This window comes from Streptomyces lucensis JCM 4490, assembly GCF_014650035.1.
GTDB classification, from domain to species: Bacteria; Actinomycetota; Actinomycetes; order Streptomycetales; family Streptomycetaceae; genus Streptomyces; species Streptomyces lucensis.
Window position 1 is genome coordinate 24,682 of record NZ_BMUE01000017.1, and the last position, 22,225, is coordinate 46,906.

The 22,225-nt window shown below is 72.8% G+C and carries 19 protein-coding genes and 1 pseudogene; 10 read left to right on the top strand and 10 right to left on the bottom strand.

The features are described from left to right. Window positions 1-108: 108 nt before the first annotated feature. Both IE177_RS29240 and IE177_RS29245 read left to right on the top strand, forming a co-directional pair. Complete coding sequence (locus IE177_RS29240; protein WP_190018480.1) at window positions 109-1,950, top strand: ABC transporter ATP-binding protein; 1,842 nt, start codon at window positions 109-111, stop codon at window positions 1,948-1,950. Next, window positions 1,947-3,806 carry an ABC transporter ATP-binding protein gene (locus IE177_RS29245; RefSeq protein WP_190018481.1) on the top strand — a complete coding sequence of 620 codons (1,860 nt, stop codon included), beginning with the start codon at window positions 1,947-1,949 and terminating at the stop codon, window positions 3,804-3,806. Before IE177_RS29240 ends, IE177_RS29245 begins: the two co-directional genes overlap by 4 nt. Before the next feature lie 33 nt (window positions 3,807-3,839). Here IE177_RS29245 and IE177_RS29250 read toward each other — a convergent pair whose 3' ends face one another. The 5 genes and pseudogenes from IE177_RS29250 to glgX all read right to left on the bottom strand — a co-directional run bounded on the left by IE177_RS29250 (window position 3,840) and on the right by glgX (window position 9,493). Then, window positions 3,840-5,057 (bottom strand): putative hexosyltransferase, encoded by a 1,218-nt coding sequence (locus IE177_RS29250; protein WP_373305202.1) that lies wholly within the window; start codon window positions 5,055-5,057, stop codon window positions 3,840-3,842. A gap of 50 nt (window positions 5,058-5,107) precedes the next feature. Beyond that, window positions 5,108-5,857 (bottom strand): annotated as a pseudogene (locus tag IE177_RS29255) (dolichyl-phosphate beta-glucosyltransferase); the annotation flags it as partial. Between the two features lie 106 nt (window positions 5,858-5,963). Continuing rightward, on the bottom strand, window positions 5,964-6,539 hold the full coding sequence (locus IE177_RS29260) for a hypothetical protein (protein WP_190018483.1): 576 nt from the start codon (window positions 6,537-6,539) through the stop codon (window positions 5,964-5,966). An 11-nt stretch (window positions 6,540-6,550) separates the two neighbouring features. Continuing rightward, entirely contained in the window at window positions 6,551-7,057 is a 507-nt protein-coding gene (locus IE177_RS29265; protein ID WP_190018484.1) for a SigE family RNA polymerase sigma factor, read from the bottom strand. Window positions 7,058-7,249: 192 nt separating this feature from the next. Beyond that, a complete protein-coding gene (gene glgX, locus IE177_RS29270) occupies window positions 7,250-9,493 on the bottom strand; it encodes a glycogen debranching protein GlgX (RefSeq protein WP_190018485.1) in 2,244 nt (747 codons plus the stop codon). 199 nt (window positions 9,494-9,692) lie between these two features. On the opposite strand from glgX, the gene IE177_RS29275 reads away from it, so the two are divergent. From IE177_RS29275 to IE177_RS29300, 6 genes are all read left to right on the top strand, one after another. Further along, on the top strand, window positions 9,693-10,916 hold the full coding sequence (locus IE177_RS29275; protein WP_229816327.1) for a L,D-transpeptidase: 1,224 nt from the start codon (window positions 9,693-9,695) through the stop codon (window positions 10,914-10,916). Window positions 10,917-11,075: 159 nt separating this feature from the next. After that, window positions 11,076-12,314: a L,D-transpeptidase gene (locus tag IE177_RS29280; protein WP_190018486.1), complete on the top strand. Its 1,239-nt coding sequence runs from the start codon at window positions 11,076-11,078 to the stop codon at window positions 12,312-12,314. Between the two features lie 244 nt (window positions 12,315-12,558). Next, window positions 12,559-13,326 (top strand): enoyl-CoA hydratase/isomerase family protein, encoded by a 768-nt coding sequence (locus tag IE177_RS29285; protein ID WP_190018487.1) that lies wholly within the window; start codon window positions 12,559-12,561, stop codon window positions 13,324-13,326. 298 nt (window positions 13,327-13,624) lie between these two features. Continuing rightward, entirely contained in the window at window positions 13,625-14,146 is a 522-nt protein-coding gene (locus IE177_RS29290) for an ATP-binding protein (protein WP_229816328.1), read from the top strand. 68 nt (window positions 14,147-14,214) lie between these two features. Continuing rightward, window positions 14,215-15,033 carry a polysaccharide deacetylase family protein gene (locus IE177_RS29295; RefSeq protein ID WP_190018489.1) on the top strand — a complete coding sequence of 273 codons (819 nt, stop codon included), beginning with the start codon at window positions 14,215-14,217 and terminating at the stop codon, window positions 15,031-15,033. Continuing rightward, on the top strand, window positions 15,033-16,217 hold the full coding sequence (locus IE177_RS29300) for a YncE family protein (protein WP_190018490.1): 1,185 nt from the start codon (window positions 15,033-15,035) through the stop codon (window positions 16,215-16,217). The genes IE177_RS29295 and IE177_RS29300 overlap by 1 nt, the downstream gene beginning before the upstream one ends. A 6-nt stretch (window positions 16,218-16,223) precedes the next feature. Here the strand turns inward: IE177_RS29300 and IE177_RS29305 are convergent, their stop codons facing one another. Continuing rightward, window positions 16,224-16,856 carry a GNAT family N-acetyltransferase gene (locus tag IE177_RS29305; protein WP_190018491.1) on the bottom strand — a complete coding sequence of 211 codons (633 nt, stop codon included), beginning with the start codon at window positions 16,854-16,856 and terminating at the stop codon, window positions 16,224-16,226. Window positions 16,857-17,028: 172 nt separating this feature from the next. Between IE177_RS29305 and IE177_RS29310 the strand changes: the two genes are divergently transcribed. Next, window positions 17,029-17,241, top strand: coding sequence for an EF-hand domain-containing protein (locus IE177_RS29310; protein ID WP_190018578.1), 213 nt, complete (start codon window positions 17,029-17,031; stop codon window positions 17,239-17,241). 63 nt (window positions 17,242-17,304) lie between these two features. Here the strand turns inward: IE177_RS29310 and IE177_RS29315 are convergent, their stop codons facing one another. After that, window positions 17,305-18,093 (bottom strand): ABC transporter ATP-binding protein, encoded by a 789-nt coding sequence (locus tag IE177_RS29315; RefSeq protein ID WP_190018579.1) that lies wholly within the window; start codon window positions 18,091-18,093, stop codon window positions 17,305-17,307. A 207-nt stretch (window positions 18,094-18,300) separates the two neighbouring features. Here IE177_RS29315 and IE177_RS29320 point away from each other — a divergent pair, with 207 nt between their 5' ends. Next, window positions 18,301-18,963: an NADPH-dependent F420 reductase gene (locus IE177_RS29320; RefSeq protein ID WP_190018492.1), complete on the top strand. Its 663-nt coding sequence runs from the start codon at window positions 18,301-18,303 to the stop codon at window positions 18,961-18,963. Window positions 18,964-19,050: 87 nt separating this feature from the next. On the opposite strand, the gene IE177_RS29325 is transcribed toward IE177_RS29320, so the two are convergent. The 3 genes from IE177_RS29325 to IE177_RS29335 all read right to left on the bottom strand — a co-directional run bounded on the left by IE177_RS29325 (window position 19,051) and on the right by IE177_RS29335 (window position 21,867). After that, on the bottom strand, window positions 19,051-19,608 hold the full coding sequence (locus IE177_RS29325) for a glycoside hydrolase family 25 protein (RefSeq protein WP_190018493.1): 558 nt from the start codon (window positions 19,606-19,608) through the stop codon (window positions 19,051-19,053). A 97-nt stretch (window positions 19,609-19,705) separates the two neighbouring features. Continuing rightward, window positions 19,706-20,737, bottom strand: a complete 1,032-nt coding sequence (locus IE177_RS29330; protein WP_190018494.1) for a phosphatidylinositol-specific phospholipase C domain-containing protein — start codon at window positions 20,735-20,737, stop codon at window positions 19,706-19,708. Between the two features lie 122 nt (window positions 20,738-20,859). Then, window positions 20,860-21,867, bottom strand: coding sequence for a helix-turn-helix transcriptional regulator (locus tag IE177_RS29335; RefSeq protein ID WP_190018495.1), 1,008 nt, complete (start codon window positions 21,865-21,867; stop codon window positions 20,860-20,862). Between the last annotated feature and the right edge of the window lie 358 nt (window positions 21,868-22,225).

Here is a 22,225-nt window from a genome sequence, read left to right on the forward strand (position 1 = left end):
CCGGCCCGGCGCGCGCCTTCGAACGCGCAGGTCGTAGGACCAACGGCCGAGCGCCGTCCGGCCGAAACTCGGTGGGCGTCGTCGGTGCCGGTCCGTAGGCTCGCGATGATGACCACGACACGTGCAACCCCCGAGGACCGGTCCGCCGTGCGCACCCTGCTGCGCCTGTGGCCGTACGTCCGCCCCGTCCGCGCCCGGCTGTTCACCGCCGCGTTCGTCGCGGTCGTCGCCTCCTGCACCGGGCTGGTCATCCCGCTCGTGCTGAAGTGGATGGTCGACGGCCCGGTCGCCGACCGGGACCCGGCGGGCGTCTGGCTCGGCGCGCTGTACCTCCTCCTGCTCGGCATCGCCGAGGCGGTCCTGTTCGGCATAAGACGCTGGCTCGTGGCCCGGCCGCTGTCGCACGTCGAGGCGGAGATGCGGGCGGACCTCTACCGGCACCTGCAACGGCTCCCGGTCGCCTTCCACGACCGCTGGGCGTCCGGCCAGCTGCTTTCCCGCGGCACCACCGACCTGATGCTGCTGCGCATGTTCCTGGCCTTCCCGCTGACCTTCCTGCTGGTCAACGCCGTGACGATCCTCGTCGGCGTGGTGCTGATGCTGGTGCAGGACTGGATGCTGGGCCTGGTCATCCTCGGGCCCGCCATCCCCGTGATGTGGACCTGCGCGGTCTTCGAGCGGCGCTACGCGAAGGTGGCACGGCTCGCCCAGGACCAGGTGGGGGACCTGACCACGGTGGTCGAGGAGAGCGTGCTCGGCATCCGCATCATCAAGGGCTTCGGCCGCCACCGCAGCCAGGCGCGGGCGTTCCGCGAGCTGTCGGGCACCCTGCGCGGCACCGAACTGCGCAAGGCGCGGCTGCTGGCGAGCATCTGGGGTGTCATCGTGACGCTGCCCGAGACGGCGATCGGGGCGGCCCTGGTGCTGGGAGCGGTCCAGGTGGCCGACGGGGACCTGTCGGCGGGCACACTGGTCGCCTTCCTCAGCACGGCACTCGCGCTGCGGTGGCCGGTGGACTCCATCGGGTTCCTGCTGGCGATGAGCCAGGAGGCGGCGACGGCGACGGAGCGGTACTTCGAGGTGATGGACGAGGCGCCGGAGGACCCGGCCGGGTCCACCCGGACCGCCCCCGCACCACCGCCCGCGGCCGCACGGGGACTGCGCTTCGAGGACGTACGGTTCCGCTACCCCGACGCGGACCCCGGCTCCCCGCCCCTGCTCACCGGCATCGACCTGCACATCCGCCCCGGCGAGTCCCTGGCGCTCGTCGGCGCCACCGGCAGCGGCAAGACGACCCTCACCGCCCTCGTGCCCCGCCTGCACGAGGTCACCTCCGGCCGCATCACCCTCGACGGCGTCGACATCACCACGATGCCCCGCGAGGAACTGCGCGCGAAGGTCGCGGTGGCCTTCGAGGAACCCACGCTCTTCTCCGCCGCCGTCGGCGAGAACGTGCTCATGGGAGCCGCGGACGGCGCGGGGAAGGCGGACCTCGACCGGGCCCTGGCCGTGGCGCAGGCCGAGTTCGCGCACGCCCTCCCGCGGGGCACCGACACCCGCGTCGGCGAACAGGGCCTCAGCCTCTCGGGCGGCCAGCGCCAGCGTCTGGCACTGGCCCGCGCTGTGGTCGGCCGGCCCGAGTTCCTGGTGCTGGACGACCCGCTGTCCGCCCTGGACGTGCACACCGAGGCCGCCGTCGAGGCGGCGCTGCGGCAGGTCCTCGCCGACACCACCGCCCTGATCGTGGCCCACCGCCCGTCCACGGTGCTGCTCGCCGACCGGGTCGCCCTGCTGTCCGGCGGCCGGATCGCCGCCGTCGGCACCCACCAGGAACTGCTGCGCACCAACCCCGAGTACGCCCACCTGATGTCCGGGGAACATCTGACGTCCGGGGAACATCTGACGTCCGGGGAACACCTGACGTCCGGGGAACAGGAGGAATCCCGTTGACCACCACGACCGCCTCCACCCCCGCCGTCACCGAGGACGACGAACCCACCCGCCCGAAGGACACCGGCGACCCCTTCGACCAGGACGTCCTGCCGACCCCGCCCGGCGCCACCGCCGCCCTGCTGCGCTCGCTGCTCGCGCCCATGAAGGCACGCACGGGCCTCACCGTCCTGCTGCTCCTGCTCCAGCAGGCGGCCGTGCAGGCCGGCCCGCTGCTGGTGGCGTACGCCATCGACCGGGCCGTACCCGCCTTCCGGGACGGCCGCGACGGCCCGCTGGTCGCGGTCGGCGCCGGCTACCTGCTGTGCGCCCTCGCCTCCGGCGCGCTGCAGTTCGCGTTCATCGAGGCCTCCGCGCGGGTCAGCCAGGACGTGCTGCTCGACCTGCGCGGCCGGATCTTCCGGCACGCGCAGGCACTGAGCGTCGACTTCCACGAGCGGTACACGAGCGGCCGTCTGATCTCCCGCTCCACCACCGACGTCGAGTCACTGCGCGAACTCCTCGAGGAGGGCCTGCAGGAACTGGTGACCGTCGTGCTGTCCTTCGTCTACATCTCGGCGATGCTGCTGTGGCTGGACCTCGGTCTCGGCGCGGTCGCGGTGGCCTCCTTCGTGCCGCTGTACCTGCTGGTCCGGCTCTACCAGCGGCGCGCTGGGCGGGTGTACCGGGCGCGGTCCACGGCGATCGCCGCGGTGATCGTGAAGTTCGTGGAGACCATGAACGGCATCCGCCCGGTGCGCGCCTTCCGCCGGGAGGCCGCCAACGAGTCCGAGTTCGCCGTCCTCAACCAGCGGCACGAGCGCACCAACGGGGACGCGCTGCTGGAGATGGCCCGCTACGTGGTCGGGTCCCGGCTCGTGGCCAACACGGCGGTGGCCGGCATCGTGCTGTGGGGCGCCCACCGGGTGGCGTCCGGCTCGCTGGAGCTGGGCGTCCTGGCGGCGGCGGTGCTGTACCTGCGCCGGCTGTACGACCCCATCGACCGGCTGGGGATGTTCCTGAACTCCTACCAGTCGGCCGCCGCCTCCCTGGAGAAGATCGCCGGCCTGCTGGCGCAGACCCCGTCGGTGCCCGAACCGGCTCGGCCGCGCGAGCTGCCGGCGCCGAAGGGCGGGTTCCCGGGCCGCGAGGTCGTCTTCGACGGCGTCCGCTTCGCCTACCGCACCGGCGGCGAGGTGCTGCCCCGCTTCGACCTCACCCTGCCGGCCGGGCAGACCGTCGCCGTCGTCGGCACCACCGGCGCGGGCAAGTCGACCCTGGCCAAGCTGCTCGCCCGCTTCTACGACCCCTCCGAGGGCCGCGTCCTGCTGGACGGCACCGACCTGCGCGAGCTGTCCGTGCCGGAACTGCGGCGCGGGGTGGTGATGGTGACCCAGGAGGCCTTCCTGTTCTCCGGCACGGTCGCGGACAACATCGCGATCGGCCGGCCGGACGCCACCCGGGAGGAGATCGAACAGGCCGCCAAGGCGATCGGCGCGCACGAGTTCATCAGCGCGCTGCCCGACGGCTACGACACCGACGTCCGCAAGCGCGGCGGGCGCATCTCGGCCGGCCAGCGCCAGCTGGTCGCCTTCGCACGCGCGCTGCTCGCCGACCCGGCGGTGCTGATCCTGGACGAGGCGACCAGCTCCCTGGACGTCCCCGGCGAGCGGGCGGTGCAGCGGGCCATGGCGACGGTGCTGCGGGGCCGTACGGCCGTGGTGATCGCGCACCGGCTGTCCACCGTGGAGATCGCGGACCGGGTGCTCGTGATGGAGCACGGCCGCATCGTCGAGGACGGCCACCCGGACGAACTCATCGCCGGCACGGGCCGATTCGCCGACCTGCACAAGGCGTGGCGGGACAGCCTGGCGTGATCCCGCGGTCCCGCCCGGGCGCTCCGGGCGGGATCACGGCACCCCCAGCTCGAACAGGGCGTACCCCGCGTACGAGCCGGAGGCGATGGCGGCGATGCCGAGGAGCGTGCACTGCAGGGGCAGGCTCAGGCGGCGCAGCGCGCACGCGAGCGGCAGGAACAGCGGGAAGCAGGGCAGCAGGTAGCGGGAGATGTTCGCGACGATCTGCTGGCTGCCGAGCACCAGGACCAGCGTCAGCACGGTGTAGACGACCAGCACCGCCGGCGGGCGCAGCCGCAGCAGCAGCGGCAGCAGCGCACAGGCGAGCAGGATGACGGCGACCGAGATGACGTCCGCGAAGGGATACGCGAAGAGGTAGTCGTTCTTGCCCACCGGCACGGACGTCAGCACGTCCAGGGTCTGCTCGCCGTAGTCGAAGCTGTGCGCCCAGGCCCCCGACTGCAGCTTGAAGTAGCCGCCCAGGTCGCCCATGCGGTCGCCCACCCACAGCAGGTACCCGAACAGCCCGAGCGGGGCCAGCGCGGAGGCGAGCAGCGGACGCAGGACGCCGTCCTCGCGGCGGCGCAGTGACAGCAGCGCGGCGACGCCGAGCGCGGCGATCAGCGCGGCGGCGGTGGGCCGGTTGAGACCGGCCGCGAAGCACAGGACGCCGGCGGTGAGCCAGTGGCGGGTCATGACGGCGTAGCAGACCCACGCGGCGAGCGCCACGTAGAGGGAGTCGGAGTAGACCGCCCACTCCACGCCCGAACCCGGCCACACCGCCCACAGCCCGGCCGCGGCGAGACCGGCGCGCCGGCCGCCGATCCGCTCGGCCACGGCGTAGATGCCGAGGGCCGCGGCGAAGCTGGCGACGACCGAGACCAGCAGCCCCGCGCCGTAGGTGCCGAGTCCGGTGACCGCGGAGGTCAGCCGGATCAGGGCCGGGTACAGCGGGAAGAACGCCGCCGAGTTGCCCTCCAGCGTGATCAGGCCGTGGGCGCCCGGGATCGGGACGAGCTTCGGGTCGTAGCCGTGCAGGGCGATCTGCTGGTACCACCAGCCGTCCCAGGTGGCCAGCACGTCCCAGGCGTGCGCCCCGCCGCCGAACCGGGGGTGCTTGGTGCGGTAGTCCCCTGCCGAGGACAGCAGGTACATGAAGGAGCAGAAGCCGGCCAGCTTCAGCGCGCCGTACAGGGCGAGGACGGGACCGTGCCGGCGCGCGGCGGCCGCGAGGCGGGCCTCGGGCACGGGTCCGGGAGCCGGGGCCTGCACGTCGGGCAGGGTCGCGGTCACGAGGTCATCGCTTTCGGCCGCGGCCGGCGTCGGCTCAGCCGGCGGCGCATGCGGGCGATCCCGCGCAGGTCGGCCAGTGCGGTGGCGATGATGTCGACGCTGCTGTCGGGGTCGTCGACCCAGTCCACCGGGACCTCGTGGATCCGCAGGCCCGCTCGCTCGGCGAGCACCAGCAGCTCGGTGTCGAAGAACCACTCCCCGTCCCGCACCTGCGGCAGCAGCCGCTCGGCGACCTCGCGGCGCACCGCCTTGAACCCGCACTGCGCGTCCGAGAAGCCGACGGAGAGGGTGCAGCGCAGCAGGACGTTGTAACAGCGGGATATGACCTCGCGCTTGGCCCCGCGCACCACCCGCGCGCCGGGTGCCAGCCGGGTGCCGATCGCCAGGTCGGAGTGGCCGGATATCAGCGGGGCGACCAGCGGCAGCAGGGCCGTCAGCCCGGTCGACAGATCCACGTCCAGGTACGCCAGCACGGGTGCCCGGGAGCCGGACCAGGCCGCCCGCAGCGCCCGGCCGCGCCCCTTCTCGGGCAGCCGGAGCGAGGTCACCTCGGGCAGCTCGGCGGCGAGCCGGGCGGCGATCTGCGGGGTGCGGTCGGTGCTCGCGTTGTCGGCGACCGTGATCCGGTACGGGTACGGGAAGGTGTCCCGCAGGTGTGTGTGCAGCCGCCGGACGTTCGGCTCCAGGTCCTTCTCCTCGTTGAACACCGGCACGACCACGTCCAGGACGGGCTCATCGTGGTGCGTCGGCAGGGGCGCGCGCCGGGGCACGGGGGCCACGGCCGGCGGCCGGCCCGGTCGGATGTCTGTCACGTGAGTCCCTGTGTGTCGTCAGTGGTCGGGCGTGCCGGGGCACGCGGGTCGCGGAGGCGGTGGGGCGGGCGCGCTAGCCGTTCGGGCCGGCCGGCGAGGAGCGGTCGTCCGACGCCACGGCCGTCTCGCTCACCCGTGCCCCGGCCGGCGGTGTGGTGCCGGTGTCCGGGGAGCCGGCCGTCGCCGTGGCGGTCGGCGGCCGGTAGCCGGTGGTGGCCGAACTCCCGCTGGTGATCGGGGGTTCGGAGGTGGCCGGGCCCTCGTCCGGTGGCGCGGAGAGCGACGTCGCGGGCACCGTCGGCGGCGCGCTCGGCGACACCGGTGGCGAGGACGGCGCGTCCGGTACGGACGTCGGACTGCTCGCGGGCCGCGGCCGCGGTGCGCTGGGCCGGTCCTCGGTGTGGCCGTGCGGCCACAGGAACAGCCCCAGGCCGAGACCGGCCACCGCCAGTACGGAACCGGCGGCCCGGCGTGCGGCCCGCACCCGGCGGTGCGTCCGCACCCCCGCCCGCAGCCGCTCGCGGCGGCGGGCGTCGAACGGCGACTGCTCCCGGGTGCCGTGCATCAGCAGCGTCAGCTGCCGCTCGAAGTGGTCCGGACGGTCCAGGTGGTCCGCACCGTCCGGCGTCAGGTGCTCCATGTGGTCCATGGGTCTCTCCCTCACCCCACCGGCTCGATGACGTCGGCCAGGAGCCGGCGCAGCCGGGCCACCCCGCGCGCGGCGTGGGACCGGGCCGTGCCCACCGGGCAGCCCAGCGTCTGGGCGACCTGCCGGTCGGGCAGGTCCTGGTAGTAGCGCAGGACGACGGCGGCCCGCTGGCGCGGCGTCAGCTGTGCGAGCGCCGCCTCCAGCCGGGAACGCTCCGCGACGGTCGCGGACATGTCGCCGGCCGCCGCCGTCTCGGGCAGTTCGGCCACGGGCCGCTCCCCCCACCAGCGCCGCCGGGCCGAGCGGGCCGCGGCCCGCGCCAGCACCTTGCGCACATAGGCCTCCGGCGCCTCGTCGGCGACCTTCGGCCAGACGAACCACAGCTTGACCAAGGACTCCTGCAACAGGTCCTCGGCCCGGTGCCGATCCCCTCCGGTGAGCAGACGGGCCAGATGGAACAACACCGACCAGCGGGCCGCCACGAACGCGTCGTACTCACCGGCCCGAGTCTGCTCCATCCTCACGGTTCCCGTCCTCGCCGGCTGTCTCCATCAGGGAAAAGTCCCTGGACCCCCTCGCGCGCTGCACTCGGCGTGCGTGATCCGCGTCACGCACAGCTGTCGCACAGGCCCAGGGGAGTGTCTCGCACGGCCCCCGGCACGGGTTCGGGCGGCCCCGGGCGGCGGTGAGGGGACCGGCGGACGGGCAGGTCAGGCGACCCGCAGCAGCAGCACGGCCCGGGCGGGCACCGTGATCTCGCCGCCGGCGGGGTGGATCGTTCCCGGTTCCCCGGCCTGCTCCTCCCGCGAGGTGTCCACGGCCACCTCGTACCGCTCGGCCCACGGCGGGCCCGGCAGCACGAAGCGCGTCGGCCGGTCGCCCGCGTGCAGGACCGCGAGGAAGCTGTCGTCCACGACCGGCGCACCCCGCTCGTCGCGGCCCGGGATGTCCCGCCCGGAGAGGTACATGCCGAGCGTGGCCGCGGGCGCGTACCAGTCGCCCTCGGTCATCTCCGTGCCGTGCGGGGTGAACCAGGCGAGGTCCCGCAGCCCGTCCGCCGAGTGGGCCCGGCCGGAGAAGAAGGCCCGCCGGCGCAGCACCGGATGCCGGTGGCGCAGCGCGATCAGCCGGGAGGCGAGGTCGGACAGCGCCCGCCAGCCGGGCTCCTCGAGCAGCGACCAGTCCAGCCAGCTGATCTCGTTGTCCTGGCAGTAGGCGTTGTTGTTGCCGCGCTGCGTGCGCCCCAGTTCGTCACCGGCCACCAGCATGGGCACGCCGGTGGACAGGAGCAGGGTGGTCAGCAGGTTGCGCAGCTGCCGGCGCCGCAGGGCCCGCACCTCCTCGTCGTCGCTGTCGCCCTCCGCCCCGCAGTTCCAGGAGCGGTTGTCGCCGGTGCCGTCCCGGTTGTGCTCGCCGTTGGCCTCGTTGTGCTTGCGCTCGTACGACACCAGGTCGCGCAGGGTGAAGCCGTCGTGCGCGGTGACGAAGTTGACCGAGGCGTAGGGGCGCCGGCCGCCCCAGGCGTACAGGTCGCTGGAGCCGGACAGCCGGTAGCCCATCTCCCGTACGTCGGGCAGGGCGTGCCGCCAGAAGTCCCGGACGGTGTCGCGGTACCGGTCGTTCCACTCCGTCCACAGCGGGGGGAAGGCGCCCACCTGGTAGCCGCCCGAGCCGACGTCCCACGGCTCGGCGATCAGCTTCACCCGGCGCAGCACCGGGTCCTGGGCGATGACCGCCAGGAACGGGGAGAGCATGTCGACGTCGTGCATGGAGCGGGCGAGCGCCGCGGCGAGGTCGAAGCGGAAGCCGTCGACGCCCATCTCCGTCACCCAGTAGCGCAGCGAGTCGGTGATCAGGCGCAGCACCTGCGGCTGGACGACGTGCAGGGTGTTGCCGCAGCCGGTGTAGTCGGCGTAGCGGCGGGGGTCGTCCTGGAGCCGGTAGTAGCCGCGGTTGTCGATGCCCTTCAGGGACAGCGTCGGACCCAGCTCGCCCGCCTCGGCGGTGTGGTTGTAGACCACGTCGAGGATGACCTCGATGCCCGCCGCGTGCAGGGCCCGCACCATCCGTTTGAACTCGCCGACCTGCCCGCCCGCGGTCCCGGTGGCCGCGTAGGCCGCGTGCGGGGCGAAGTAGCCGATGGAGTTGTACCCCCAGTAGTTGCGCAGGCCACGGCGCAGCAGGTGGTCCTCGTGGGCGAACTGGTGCACGGGAAGCAGTTCGACGGCCGTGACGCCGAGAGCGACGAGGTGCTCGATCGCCGCGGGGTGCGCGAGACCGGCGTACGTGCCGCGCAGTTCCGGGGGGACGCCCGGGTGCAGCTTGGTGAAGCCCCGGACGTGCAGTTCGTAGATGACCGAGTCCGCCCACGGCGTCTTGGGCCGGCGGTCGTCCGACCAGTCGTCGTCGTCGTGGACGACCACACCCTTCGGCACGTACGGCGCCGAGTCCCGCTCGTCCCGGACGGTGTCCGCCACCTGCTGTTCGGGCCAGTCCCGCACATGGCCGTAGACCTCCGGCGGCAGGGCGAAGTCGCCGTCCACCGCGCGGGCGTACGGGTCGAGGAGAAGTTTGGCCGGGTTCCAGCGGGCGCCGGTCCACGGGTCCCAGCGGCCGTCCACCCGGTAGCCGTACCGCTGCCCGGGCATCACGCCCGGCACGAAGCCGTGCCATATCTCGTGCGTCAGTTCGGTCAGCGGGGCCTGCGTCTCCCGGCCCCGTTCGTCGAACAGGCACACCCGGACCGCCTCCGCCCCGGCCGCCCACAGCGCGAAGTTGGTGCCCGCGACACCGTCCGGGCCGACCCGGAACCGGGCACCCAGCGGGGTCGGCGTACCCGGCCACACGGCCGGGGCGGGCGGTACGGCCCGCCGGGCGCCGTTCGCCGCCGCCGGTTGCCCGCTCCTGGCTGCCGGCTCCCCGGCCGGTGCCCGCTGCTCGGCTGCGCTCGTCACCTGTCGGCCCCTCTTCCAGTGGCTCGCCACGGGGCGGCGAGCGGCCGTGCGGAAGGGCCGGTGGTGCCCCGCGGCACACCCGGCCGCCCGGTACGGCTGCGCGCGGCGGCTCCCCAACGTGTCGTCCTTCCCTCTGTTCTGCCCAGTGCGTGCGTCGCACTCACGTTTCCCCGGGGCGTGCCCGGTCGTTGAGTCCCGCGTGAGGCACGTACAAGGACGCGCGCGGCGCGCGCGAGCCGCGCTGGCCGCGGCAGTGATGTGGACAGGGTTGCTGGGCGGCTGCACCGCCGACGGATCGGGCCCGCTGGGCCTGGGCGGGGCGGTCGGCGGGCCCCCCGCCCCCGAGGACGTCATCCGGGTGACCCCCGACGACGGCAGCAAGGCCGTACGACCGGGGGACCGGCTGCGGGTAAGGGTGCCGGGCGGGCGCCTGGAGAAGGTCACCGTCGTCGAGTCGCGGGACGCGCAGAACTCCCCGGTCCCCGGGCGCATCAGCGACGACGGGCTGACCTGGCGGCCCGACCGGGACCGGCTGGCGCTCGCCGCCCGCTACACCGTCGACGTGGTCGCGCTGGACTCCAGGGGCCGCCGCTCGGCCCGGCACACCACCTTCACCACCTACGTACCCGACGAGCGGTTCATCGGCTACGTCACCCCCGAGAACCGCGCCACCGTCGGCACCGGGATGATCGTCTCCCTCGCCTTCAGCCGGGAGATCCGCGACCGCGCCGCGGTCGAACGCGCCGTTCACGTCAGCGCGCGGCCCCCTGTGGACATCCGCCCGCACTGGTTCGGCAAGGACCGGCTGGACTTCCGACCCGAGCACTACTGGAAGCCCGGCACCGAGGTGACCGTCGACCTCCACCTGCGGGACGTCGAAGGGGCGCCCGGCGTCTACGGTCTGCAGGACAAGACGTTCTCCTTCACCGTCGGCCGCAGCCAGGTCTCGCTGGTCGACGCGGCCAGGCACACCATGGACGTGCGGCGCGACGGACAGCTCCTCGCCACCGTGCCCATCACGGCGGGCGCCCCCAAGCACCCGACCTACAACGGGAAGATGGTGGTGATGGACATGCTGGAGGTGACCCGCATGAACAGCCGCACGGTCGGCTTCGGCGGCGAGTACGACATCCCCGACGTCCCGCACGCCATGAAGCTCACCGACTCCGGCACCTTCCTGCACGGCAACTACTGGGCCCCGGACGCCCCCGGCCAGGTCAACGTCAGCCACGGGTGCGTGGGGCTGATGGACGTCAAGGGCGGCAGTTCGGACACCCCGGCGGGCTGGTTCTTCGACCGCAGCCTCGTCGGCGACGTCGTCGAAGTCGTGCACAGCAAGGACAAAACGGTCTCTCCCGACAACGGCCTCGGCGGGTGGAACATGGGCTGGAAGGATTGGAAAGCGGGCAGCGCGGTGAAGTAGCCAGGTGAGGGGCGGGGTTCGGGGAGCGGGCGCCGGGCGGAAGTTGCGACGTAACGGTGACATCCGCCGGACGCCCCGCTCCTGACCGGGCGGTTAATATTCGCGCACCGGTGTGGTGGGGAGCGCGGGCCTGAGCTGGTCCGGGGAGGGGAGAGCAAGTTGAACGTGCGGCCTGTTTCGGGGGCGTCGGCGGCGGGGCGGCGAGGTCGTAGGGGGCTGGCGCTGACGGCCGGCGCGCTCGTGCTGTCGCTCGCCGCGTGCGGCGGGGGAGGCGGCTCGGGTTCGGGTTCGGGCTCGGGGGACGGCAAGGGCAAGGGCGGTGCCGGGAAGGGCGGGCAGTCGGTGGCCGCCGTCAGCATCTCGCCCAAGGCCGGCGCCACCGGCGTGGACACCAGCGGCGCCCTGAAGGTGAACGTCGCCAAGGGCAAGCTGACCGAGGTCACCGTCAAGGACGCCAAGGGCGCGAAGATAGCCGGCGCCATATCCGGCGGTGGCGCCTCCTGGACGCCGTCGACCCACCTGGCCGCCGGCACCAAGTACCTGGTGCACGCGGTCGCCAAGGACTCCGAGGGCCGCGAGGCCGCCGAGGACTCGTCGTTCACGACGCTGACCCCGAAGAACACCTTCACCGGCTACTTCACCCCCGAGGACGGCTCCACCGTCGGTGTGGGCATGCCGTTCTCCATACGCTTCACCCGGGGCATCACCAGCCCGGACGCGGTCGAGAAGGCCGTCCGCATCAAGACCGAGCCGGCCGTCGACGTCGAGGGCCACTGGTTCGGCAACGACCGCCTGGACTTCCGCCCCGAGAAGTACTGGAAGGAAGGCACGAAGGTCACCGTCGACCTCGACCTGGACGGCGTCGAGGGCCGCGACGGCGTCTACGGCAAGCAGCGCAAGACCGTGAAGTTCACCATCGGCCGCAACCAGGTCTCCGTCGTGGACGCCAAGAAGCACACGATGAAGGTCACCCAGGACGGCAAGGTCGTGAAGACCATCCCCGTCACCACCGGCAAGCCCGGTTACGACACCTGGAACGGCCAGATGGTCATGAGCGAGAAGCTGACCGTCACCCGCATGAACGGCGAGACCGTCGGCTACGGCGGCGAGTACGACATCAAGGACGTCCCGCACGCCATCCGCCTCACCACCTCCGGCACCTTCATCCACGGCAACTACTGGGGCGGCGGCGCCTTCGGCAACTACAACGCCAGCCACGGCTGCGTGGGCCTGCGCGACGTGCGCGGCGGTTACGACAAGAACGTCCCGGCGGCCTGGTTCTTCAACCACTCGATGGTCGGCGACGTGGTCGTCGTCAAGCACTCCCACGACCGCACGGTGGACCCGGCCAACGGCCTCAACGGCTGGAACATGTCCTGGGCCGACTGGAAGAAGTAGGCGTCGTCCGTCGGGTGGGCCCGGTGCCGTGAGGAACGGCACCGGGCCCACCCGCGTCAGCCCCCGTGCTGTGCCTGTCCGGGGGGCGACCCCCAGGCCCCCGGCCGGTTGTGACCGACGGCACGACGGCGGCGCCCGTTAGCCCCCGTGCTGTGCCTGTCTGGGGGGCGACCCCCAGGCCCCCGGCCGGTTGTGACCGACGGCACGACGGCGGCGCCCGTTAGCCCCCGTTAACCTGCTCACCATGACCGTCAATCTCGAAGTCGCCGAAGGTGTCGGAACGCTGCGGCTGGACCGGCCGCCGATGAACGCGCTGGACGTGGCCACCCAGGACCGGCTGAAGGAACTCGCCGAGGAGGCCACGCGCCGCGACGACGTGCGCGCCGTGGTGATCTACGGCGGCGAGCGGGTGTTCGCGGCGGGCGCGGACATCAAGGAGATGCAGGCCATGGATCACACCGCGATGATCCTGCGCGCCCGCGCCCTCCAGGACTCCTTCACCGCCGTGGCCCGCATCCCCAAGCCCGTCGTCGCCGCCATCACCGGCTACGCGCTCGGTGGCGGCTGCGAGCTGGCGCTGTGCGCCGACTACCGCATCGCCGCCGACAACGCCAAGCTCGGCCAGCCCGAGATCCTGCTCGGCCTCGTCCCGGGCGCCGGCGGCACCCAGCGCCTGCCCCGGCTGGTCGGGCCCTCCAAGGCCAAGGACCTGATCTTCACGGGCCGCCAGGTCAAGGCCGACGAGGCCCTCGCCATCGGCCTGGTGGACCGGGTCGTCCCCGCCGCCGAGGTGTACGAGCAGGCGCACGCCTGGGCCGCCAGGCTCGCCCAGGGCCCGGCGATCGCCCTGCGCGCGGCGAAGGAGTCGATCGACACCGGTCTGGAGACCGACATCGACACCGGGCTCGCCGTCGAACGGAACTGGTTCGCGGGGCTGTTCGCCACCGAGGACCGCGACCGGGGGATGCGCAGCTTCGTGGAGGAGGGGCCGGGCAAGGCCAAGTTCCTCTGAGCGTCAGCGGTGCGACATCCCCGTAACTCCTTGTGGGGGACTTGCAATTGACGCGTTGTCCTATCCGGATCCCTCGATGGGGCGGTTTGTGGGCGCCTTGGGGTGTCCTTGACCCTGCCTCGTCGAGGGAGCCTGACGATTGCCCCGAAGTGAGCCGTCGCCGCAGGTCAACCCGGGCGCACCGGACGCCGGTATGTCGTCGGCATATGCCGATCGACCGGCGCGCGAAGGGGGCGCATGGGGGGCGCATTCCTTCGGAACGGCCCCCGGCACGGTTCGGGGCCGCCATCATGGGGGCATGGCGGGGCTGGAGGGCATCGAACAGCCGCGGGGACACAGCCGTGCGGCCGCGGCACGCTGGTCGCCCGCGGTCGAGGACGAACAGGCGCTGAAGGCGCTCGAACTGTTCGGGAACCCCACGGAGGCGGAGGTGCCGCTGCCGTCCCGCCCGGAGTCCGCCGCCACCGCACGCCGGCTCGCCCAGGTCGTCGCGCTGCGCACCTGGCGGCTGACCCCCAAGCTCACCGAGGACGTCGTCTTACTGGTGTCCGAGCTCGTCGGCAACGCCGTACGGCACACCGGCGCCCGCGTCTTCGGCCTGCGGATGCGCCGCCGGCCCGGCTGGATCCGCATCGAGGTCCGCGATCCGTCGCGCGGGTTGCCCTGCCTGATGCCGGTCCAGGAGATGGACGTCAGCGGCCGGGGCCTGTTCCTCGTCGACAAGCTCGCCGACCGGTGGGGCGTGGACCTGCTCCCGCGCGGCAAGACCACCTGGTTCGAGATGCGGGTCGCCGACCGTCAGGGCCCCTCCGCCGGGTGAGTCCCCCGCGACCCGGGAATATCCCTCGAACCGACTAATCGGCGGTTTTCCAGCCCATCACCCCTTAAATGGTGCGGGTGACCACGACCAACCGACGCGAGGTGCTGCGCGCGGGCGCCGGGCTCGCCGCCGGCGGCGCGCTCGCCGCCGGTTGCGGTCCCGGTCCGGCCGCCCTGCCCACCGGCCCCGCGTCCGCCCCCGTGTCCCCGTCCCCGTCCGCGGCCCGCGCGTCCGGCCGCACCGAGGTCACCGCACAGGCCGCCCCCGCCCCCCGCGCCTACCCCGGACGGCCCGCCCAGATCACCCACGGCCCGCGCACCCGCCCCCGGGTCGCCCTGACCTTCCACGGCCAGGGAGACCCCGCCCTGGCCCACTCCCTGCTCGGCGAGGCCGAGCGGCACGGCGCCCGGCTCACCGTGCTCGCCGTCGGCACCTGGCTGGACGAGCACCCCGACATCGCCCGGCGCATCCTCGACGGCGGCCACGACCTCGGCAACCACACCCAGCGGCACGCCGCCGTCAACGCCATGTCCGAGGCCGACGCGCGCCGGGAGATCACCCACTGCGCCGACCGGCTGCGGCGGCTGACCGGTTCCATCGGCACCTGGTTCCGGCCCTCCCGGGCCCCCACCGCCTCCCCGCTCGTCGCCCGGCTGGCCCGCGCGGCGGGCTACCCGCACGTGCTGTCGTACGACGTCGACTCGCTCGACTACACCCGCCCCGGCCCCGCCGCCGTCACCCGCAAGGTCCTCGCCGACGTCACCAACGGGTCGGTGGTGAGCCTGCACTTCGGATATCCGGGCACGGTCACCGCCCTGCCCGACATCCTCCACGAACTCGACCGGCGCGGGCTGCGCGCGGTCACCACCACGGAGCTGCTGAGCTGATGCGAACCACGAAAGCCGCCCGCCTGCTGGCCACCGGCGCCGCCGTCACCGCCCTGACGCTGCTCTCCGCCTGCGGCGGCGGGGAGGACCCGGCGGACCGGGCCCGCACCACCACGGCGCCGGTCCGGCCGCGGGTGGACAAGGCCAAGGTGGACGTGCTGCCCGGCATGCCGCCCGTGGAGGACCCGACCGACCTCTACGCCGCCGACCGGCCGAACCGGCTCTCGCCCGTCGTCAGGGACTTTCCCTCACGGGTGTACGTGCCCAACACCAACTCCAACACGGTCACCGTCATCGACCCAGCGACCTACCGGGTCGTCGAGACCATCCCGGTCGGCCGCCAGCCCCAGCACGTCGTGCCCTCCTGGGACCTCAAGACCCTCTGGGTCAACAACGACCTCGGCAACAGCCTGACCCCGATCGACCCGAGGACCGGCCGGGCCGGCAAGCCGGTCGACGTGCACGACCCCTACAACCTGTACTTCACGCCGGACGGCAAGTACGCGGTCGTCATGGCGTCCATGGACCGCCAGCTGGTCTTCCGCGACGCGCACACCATGAAGGTCGCCAAGACACTGCCGGTCAGCTGCTACGGCGTCAACCACGCCGACTTCTCGATCGACGGCCGCTACTTCATCGTCTCCTGCGAGTTCAGCGGCGAGATCCTCAAGGTCGACACCGCGAGGATGGAGGTCGTCGCACAGGAGCGGCTGCCGTACCAGGGCGCCATGCCGCAGGACGTCAAGATCTCCCCGGACGGCAAGCTGTTCTACATCGCCGACATGGTGGCGGGCGGGGTCTGGATCCTCGACGGCGACCGGTTCACCCCGCCCCGGTTCCTCGCCACCGGCAAGGGCGCCCACGGCCTCTACGTCAGCCGCGACTCCCGCGAGATGTACATCTCCAACCGGGGCGAGGGCACGATCTCGATCTTCGACTTCAGCCGGAACCGGCTCACCAAGAAGTGGCGCCTGCCCGGCGGCGGCAGCCCCGACATGGGCGGGGTCTCGGCCGACGGCAAGGTCCTGTGGCTCTCCGGGCGCTACAACTCCGAGGTGTACGCCATCGACACCCGCACCGGCGCCGAGCTGGCCCGCGTCAAGGTCGGCAGCGGCCCGCACGGCCTCGCCGTCTACCCCCAGCCCGGCCGCTACTCGCTCGGGCACACGGGCGTCTTCCGCTGAGGCCGGTCAGGGGGCCAGCAGCAGCGCCTCCGCGCCCACCGCGCGGTAACCGGCCGCCTGGAACGCCCGCACGCTACGGGCGTTCCCCGGCGCGACCTGCGCCCACAGCGGCTCCGTGACCAGGTGCCGGGCGGCGGTCACCAGCAGCCGGCCCAGGCCCCGGTGCCGTGCCGTCTCGTCCACCTCGACCGACACCTCCAGCCGGCCGCCGACCCCGCGCCCCACGACCAGCACACCGCCGTCCGCCGTCCAGACGCGCACGTCGTCGCGCCGCCCGCGGGCGTAGACGATGCGGGGATGGCCGGCGTCCTCGATCTCCGTCAGGGCGAGCGGCGGCCCGCCGGGCAGGGGGGAGCCGGCCAGCAGGGCGTCGACGGTCTCGGTCCGCCGTCCCGTCCGTGCCATGAAGGCGGCGAGGAAGGCGGGGTTCAGCGCCGCGGCGAGCGGGTCGCAGTCCACGGCGGCCAGGGCCTCGCGCACCCACCGCGGGTCCTCGTCCGTGAAGATCACCGAGTGGGCGGTGAACGACAGCACCCCGGCGTCCCGGGGCGAGTGCTGCGCCACCACGGTCGTGGCGCCGTCCGCCGGCGGGAAGACGCCGTGCGCCGCCGCTTCGAGGATGTCCCGCAAGGTCTCCACGCCCACACTCCCCGGATTCGCGCCCACTTCGGGGTCCAGACTCGCAGACGTGACCGGTGGCGGGGACGCCGGCCCGGGTGGGCGCGGCGTTCCGTGCCCGCCGGGGCCGTTAATCTGACCAGCGTCAGTACGCCAGCACGGCATGAGAAACACGAGCAAAAGGGGCGGATCGGTGGCGGACATCGAGGAAGCACGCAAGCAGTTCCAGCGGATCGACGCGGACGGTGACGGATTCATCACCGCAGCGGAGTTCAAGTCCGCCCTCGCCCAGGGGGGTGACTGGAACGTCACCGACGCGGTGGCGGAGGCCGTCATCCGCACCCGTGACCTCAACGGCGACAAGGTCCTGTCGTTCGACGAGTTCTGGGCCTACCTGAGCAAGTGACGTACCCGCGAGGGGGCGTCCGTCCCGCGCGAAGCGCGGAGCGGCGCCCCCTCCGTCGTGCCGTCACCCCGGCCGGCGGATCCGCACGCTCCAGCGGCCCCCGTGCCGCTCCAGCGTCAGCGGCAGGTCGAAGCACTTGCCGACCTGGTCGCCGGTGAGCACCGAGTCGACCGGCCCCGAGGCCAGTACTCGTCCGTCGCGCAGCAGCACGGCGTGCGTGGTGCCCGCCGGCAGCTCCTCCAGGTGATGGGTGACCAGCACCGTCGCCAGTTCGGGATGCGCCGAGCGCAACTCCTCCAGCGCCTCGATCAGCCGCTCCCGGCCCGGCAGGTCCAGGCCCGTGGCGGGCTCGTCGAGCAGCAGCAGCCGCGGCTCGGGCATCAGCGCCCGGGCGATCAGCGTCCGGCCGCGCTGCCCGTGCGAGAGCGTGGGCCAGCGCGCGTCCCGGAGCGCGGCCAGTCCCAGCGTGGCCATCAGCGCGTCGGCCCGCTCCAGCTGTCCGGGGGACGGCCGCCACCGCGGAACCGGCTCGACGGAGTTCGTCACCCCGGTGAGCACCACGTCCCGCACCCGCAGCGCGGAGGTCAGCGGGTGGCGCGGGTTGACGTGCCCCACGTGCGCCCGCAGCTCCCGCAGGTCCACCCTGCCCAGCCGGCGCCCGAGCACCTCCACCGAGCCCCGGGTCGGATGGACGACGGCCCCGAGCAGCCCGAGCAGGGTGGACTTGCCGGCGCCGTTCGCGCCGAGCAGTGCCCAGTGCTCACCGGCCCGCACTGTCAGGGACACCTCCTGGAGGATGGGCCGCCCGTCGCGGACGAGATCGACGTCCCGCGCCCGCAGCACCTCGGTCACCGGGCCGGCGCCGGGCTCCGCGGTGCCGTCCGGCGCGTCTCCTCGTGTGCGGGATTCGGGTGTCGAGGTCACCGGACGGACGTTACCGGTGCGCTCGCCGCCGCCGGAAGGGCACCCGTTCGGCGTACCCGCCGGAATAGCCCGGGGCGCGGTCGGGTTGTCGCCCGCGTCGGAAGTATGCGCATGCATTGATATGGAGGGCGTGACATGAAGATCGGCATCATCGGCGCGGGCAACATCGGCGGCAACCTGACCCGGCGCCTCACCGCGCTCGGGCACGACGTGTCCGTGGCCAACTCCAGGGGCCCGGAAACCCTCAAGGCGCTGGCCGAGGAGACCGGCGCGACGGCCGTACGGGCGGAGGAGGCCGCGAAGGACGCCCGGGTCGTCGTGGTCACCGTCCCCCTGAAGGCGGTCCCCGACCTCCCCGCCGGCCTGCTGGAGGGCGCCGCCGCGGACGTGGCCGTGATCGACACCGGCAACTACTACCCGCAGCAGCGCGACGGCCGGATCGCCGGGATCGAGGACGAGGGCCTGACCGAGAGCCGCTGGACCGAGCGGCACCTCGGGCACCCCGTGGTCAAGGCGTTCAACGGCACCTACGCCCAGGACATCCTGGACCGGCCCCGCCCGGCCGGCGACCCGGAGCGCATGGCCCTGCCGGTCGCCGGTGACGACGAGGCCGCCAAGCGGGTCGTACGCGACCTCATCGACGAACTGGGCTTCGACACGGTCGACGCGGGCGGCATCGACGACTCCTGGCGCCAGCAGCCGGACACCCCGGTCTACGGCCTGCAGGCAGGCGTCGACGCCGTGCGGCAGGCCCTCGCCGAGGCCTCCCCGGAGCGGCCGGCGGCCTTCCGCGGTTAGGGCCTCTCTCTCGGGTCGGCCGGAACGTGCCGTCGACCGGAGCCGGCCTGATCCGGAAGAAAGACCCTGGTCGAGAAGATCCGGGCGTCAGCGGGGCGTGGCCCACTTCCGCAGTACCGCCTTGTCGGCGAAGGCGGCCACGTCCTTGTCATGGGGCTCGCTGCTGTACTGGTGGAAGCGCCACTTGGCCTTGATGCGGGGGTGACCGGCACGCACGTAGTCGGCTATCCACAGGCCGTCGCCGGCGTAGGACGTGGTGTCCACGGTCAGCCAGAAGCTGCGGTTGCAGTACAGGACGACCCGGTTGTGCGGCCGCAGTTCCTTGAGCTTGCGGATGAAGCGGTCCTTCTCCGCGTTGCTCGCGCGGGTGCCGTCGCCGGTCGTCTCCCAGTCGACGGCGAGGATGTCGCCGGGGCGGTCCGGGGCGTGACGGAGGAAGTACTCGGCCTGGGCCGTGAGGTTGCCGGGCCACAGGAAATGGTAGAAGCCGACGACCAGGCCGGCATCGCGGCCGGTCTTCGTCTGGGCGGTCAGCCGGGGATTGACGTACGAACGGCCCTCCGTCGCCTTGATGAAGACGAAGGAGAGGCCGTCCGTGTCGTAGGACGAGGACTGGAACGCGCTGACGTCGATGCCGTGGAGCATGGGGGGACTCCAGGAAGTGCCGTTGTGGGGAATGGAGTTGCCTGGTGTATGCCCCACCTTGGCCCGGATGATCCCTCGATGGCCAGGATTCCTGGACTCAGCCCCGGGCGATCACCGAACCCAGCACGGACGCCGGCTTCGCCGCCCAGTCCGAGGTGATGAGACTCGCGTGCTTCCCGGCCAGCAGGGACAGGCGTGCGGCCACCTCGGCGTCCGTGGGGTTGGTCGAGGAGATCGCCGGGGACACCCCGTCGGCGCCCGTGGCGATCAGGATGTAGTGGTTCGCGGAGTAGAACGACGTGTCGTAGCCGTTGTTCACGTACGTCGCCGCGTCCCCGTCGAAGAAGACGAACCAGGGCCGGATCGAGGCGTCGTAGCGGCTGGTGCGCGGATCGCCGTTCCCGGCGCCGAGCACGGCGGGGAAGGCCCGCGCCTCGCCGATCCGCCCCGCCGCGTACAGGTCCCGCAGATGGTCCCCGTACTCCTCGTCCGTCCAGTAGCTGTCGAACGGGTTGGACTGCTCCACCGTGCCGGGGATCAGCTCGAAGAGGAACTTGCCCCTCATGGAGTCCCGGGTGGGCCACGCGTTCGCCCTCGCCGCGGCGTCGAGGGAGGAGTGCGTCCCGCCCAGCAGGTCGGCCGGCTTGTACACGCTGTTGCCCAGCTTCCGCGCGACCAGGGTGTCGAACTCGTCCGGCCCGAGGCCCGCCCGGTCGTTGAAGCCCATCTTCATCTCCACCTTGAAGACGATCGGCGGGTGATCGGGGTGGAGCTGGTTCCAGGCCGCGATGTTGTCCAGGCAGCTGCCGAGGTCCTGGTTGCGGCTCTTGCCGTACAGCTCGCCCGGGGTCTTCGCGGCCTCGCAGTTGTTGTCGTTGCCGAGCGGGTTGCTGTGGCTGACCCGCCACCTGTGGGTCAGGCTGTCCACGTACACGTCCAGCTCCAGCAGCGAGGCGCCCGAGTCCAGCGCCTGGGCGAAGTACGTGTACTTGGCCTTCTCGTACGCGTTGTGCGTCCCGATGGCCGTGGTCTCGGAGAACTTCGGCTCCGCCGCGTGCGCGTTGCCCGGTACCACCGCCAGCAGGGCGGCGGCGCCCGCGAGCACCGCGAGCCGTCTCACTCCACGCATCCGCCAACTTCCCTTCGCTTCGGACGAGTTGGCGGAAGCGTAGGGGCGTGTGATTACCGCACGGTAGCCCCTGGAGGAACATCATCCCCGACCGCGTGGGCGGGGGAGCGGCGGGCTCCGGCTCAGCTCACCAGGCCGAGGTGGGCGGCGGCCACGCCTGCCTCGAACCGGCTGGAGGCGCCGAGCTTCTCCATGATCTGGTTCATCAGACGGCGCAGTGTGCGGTCGGAGCAGGCGAGCCGGCGTGCGATGGTCTCGTCCTTGGCCCCGGTGGCCAGCAGTGCCAGCACCTCACGTTCCTGCGCGGACAGTTCGCCTCCGGCGCGCCCGCGTCCGGGCCGGTGCCCGCCGTGCGGCCGCGCGAGGTCCCAGGCGTGGGTGAAGACCTTGAAGAAGCACTGGGCGACGGGCGTGCTGTGCAGGATGACGTCGCCGCCCTCTCCCCGCGGTCCCGGCCCCGCCCCGATGACGACGATCGCCCGGTCCAGGATGTTCATGTGCAGCGGCACCGTCGGGGCGACCCGCACCTCGACCCCGGCGTCGATCAGCGCGTTCAGGTAGCGGGCCGCCACGTGTGACCGCACGGCCTGCTGGGACGTCAGCATGCGCATCCGGACCCCGTCCGTCAGCATCTCCAGGTCGCCGGTGAGGCTGGCCTCCAGGACCTGCGCGCCGGGGAAGCCGTTGCGCATCACCAGGAACTCCTCCATGCCGGAGGAGTCCAGTTCCTCCAGCCGCCGCCGGGTGCGCGAGCGGTCCGTGAAGTACTCGATCTCCACGGCCTCCCGCGCGTCGGCGCGCGGGGCCGTCAGCACGGACAGGACGTCCTCCAGGGCCTGGGCGTCCCGGCCGAGCCCCTCGACCGTCTCCTGCAGGCGGCGCCCGTGCTCCGCGACGATGTGCCTCAGGGCCCGTTCCGGGGGGCTGAGCCGCTCGCCGCCCGGGTCCAGGAGCCGGTGGTCCGCCAGCCAGCGCGCCAGTTCCTCCGGTATGCGCCGGAGTTCCTCCCGTTCGGCGGCGGCGTCCCGCACACCCGACACCGTGATCCGCTCGACCATGGCCAGGTAGGCCCGCTTCGCCTCGGAGGCCGTCGGCCGGCGGTCGTGCGGCGGGTTCTGCGCCGAATGCATGCGCGCACCATACGGGCCCCTCCCGGGGGAGGCCAGGGATGCGGCTCCGGCCGGACGGGGCCACCGGCCGACTGACCAGAAGCGGACGTGCCGAATTCGGACAGGAGCGGACGAGCCGTCCTGCCGCTAGCCTCGTCGCCGCCCGCCCGATTCCCCTTGGTCCCGGTACGCCTCCCCGAACCCACGACGTGCCGGGAGCTGTCGGGGGATCGGGCGCGAACCCTGCTGATCCGGCCGGTTCCACGCGACAAGGCTTGACTCGTTGTTGGCATGCGCATGATTAACGCAGCGCCGTGGAACCGCACACCGGGATCCCCACCCCCACAGGAGCCACGGTGCCAAGAAGGTCCACCATCGC

Excerpts from the sequence above, each read along its gene's own strand:
- IE177_RS29335 (WP_190018495.1), bottom strand. The coding sequence starts at position 21,867 with ATGCATTCGGCGCAGAACCCGCCGCACGACCGCCGGCCGACGGCCTCC.
- IE177_RS29325 (WP_190018493.1), bottom strand. The coding sequence starts at position 19,608 with ATGCTCCACGGCATCGACGTCAGCGCGTTCCAGTCCTCGTCCTACGAC.
- IE177_RS29295 (WP_190018489.1), top strand. The coding sequence starts at position 14,215 with ATGGTGCGGGTGACCACGACCAACCGACGCGAGGTGCTGCGCGCGGGC.
- IE177_RS29285 (WP_190018487.1), top strand. The coding sequence starts at position 12,559 with ATGACCGTCAATCTCGAAGTCGCCGAAGGTGTCGGAACGCTGCGGCTG.
- IE177_RS29300 (WP_190018490.1), top strand. The coding sequence starts at position 15,033 with ATGCGAACCACGAAAGCCGCCCGCCTGCTGGCCACCGGCGCCGCCGTC.
- IE177_RS29320 (WP_190018492.1), top strand. The coding sequence starts at position 18,301 with ATGAAGATCGGCATCATCGGCGCGGGCAACATCGGCGGCAACCTGACC.
- IE177_RS29265 (WP_190018484.1), bottom strand. The coding sequence starts at position 7,057 with ATGGAGCAGACTCGGGCCGGTGAGTACGACGCGTTCGTGGCGGCCCGC.
- IE177_RS29330 (WP_190018494.1), bottom strand. The coding sequence starts at position 20,737 with ATGCGTGGAGTGAGACGGCTCGCGGTGCTCGCGGGCGCCGCCGCCCTG.
- IE177_RS29240 (WP_190018480.1), top strand. The coding sequence starts at position 109 with ATGACCACGACACGTGCAACCCCCGAGGACCGGTCCGCCGTGCGCACC.
- IE177_RS29290 (WP_229816328.1), top strand. The coding sequence starts at position 13,625 with ATGGCGGGGCTGGAGGGCATCGAACAGCCGCGGGGACACAGCCGTGCG.
- IE177_RS29260 (WP_190018483.1), bottom strand. The coding sequence starts at position 6,539 with ATGGACCACATGGAGCACCTGACGCCGGACGGTGCGGACCACCTGGAC.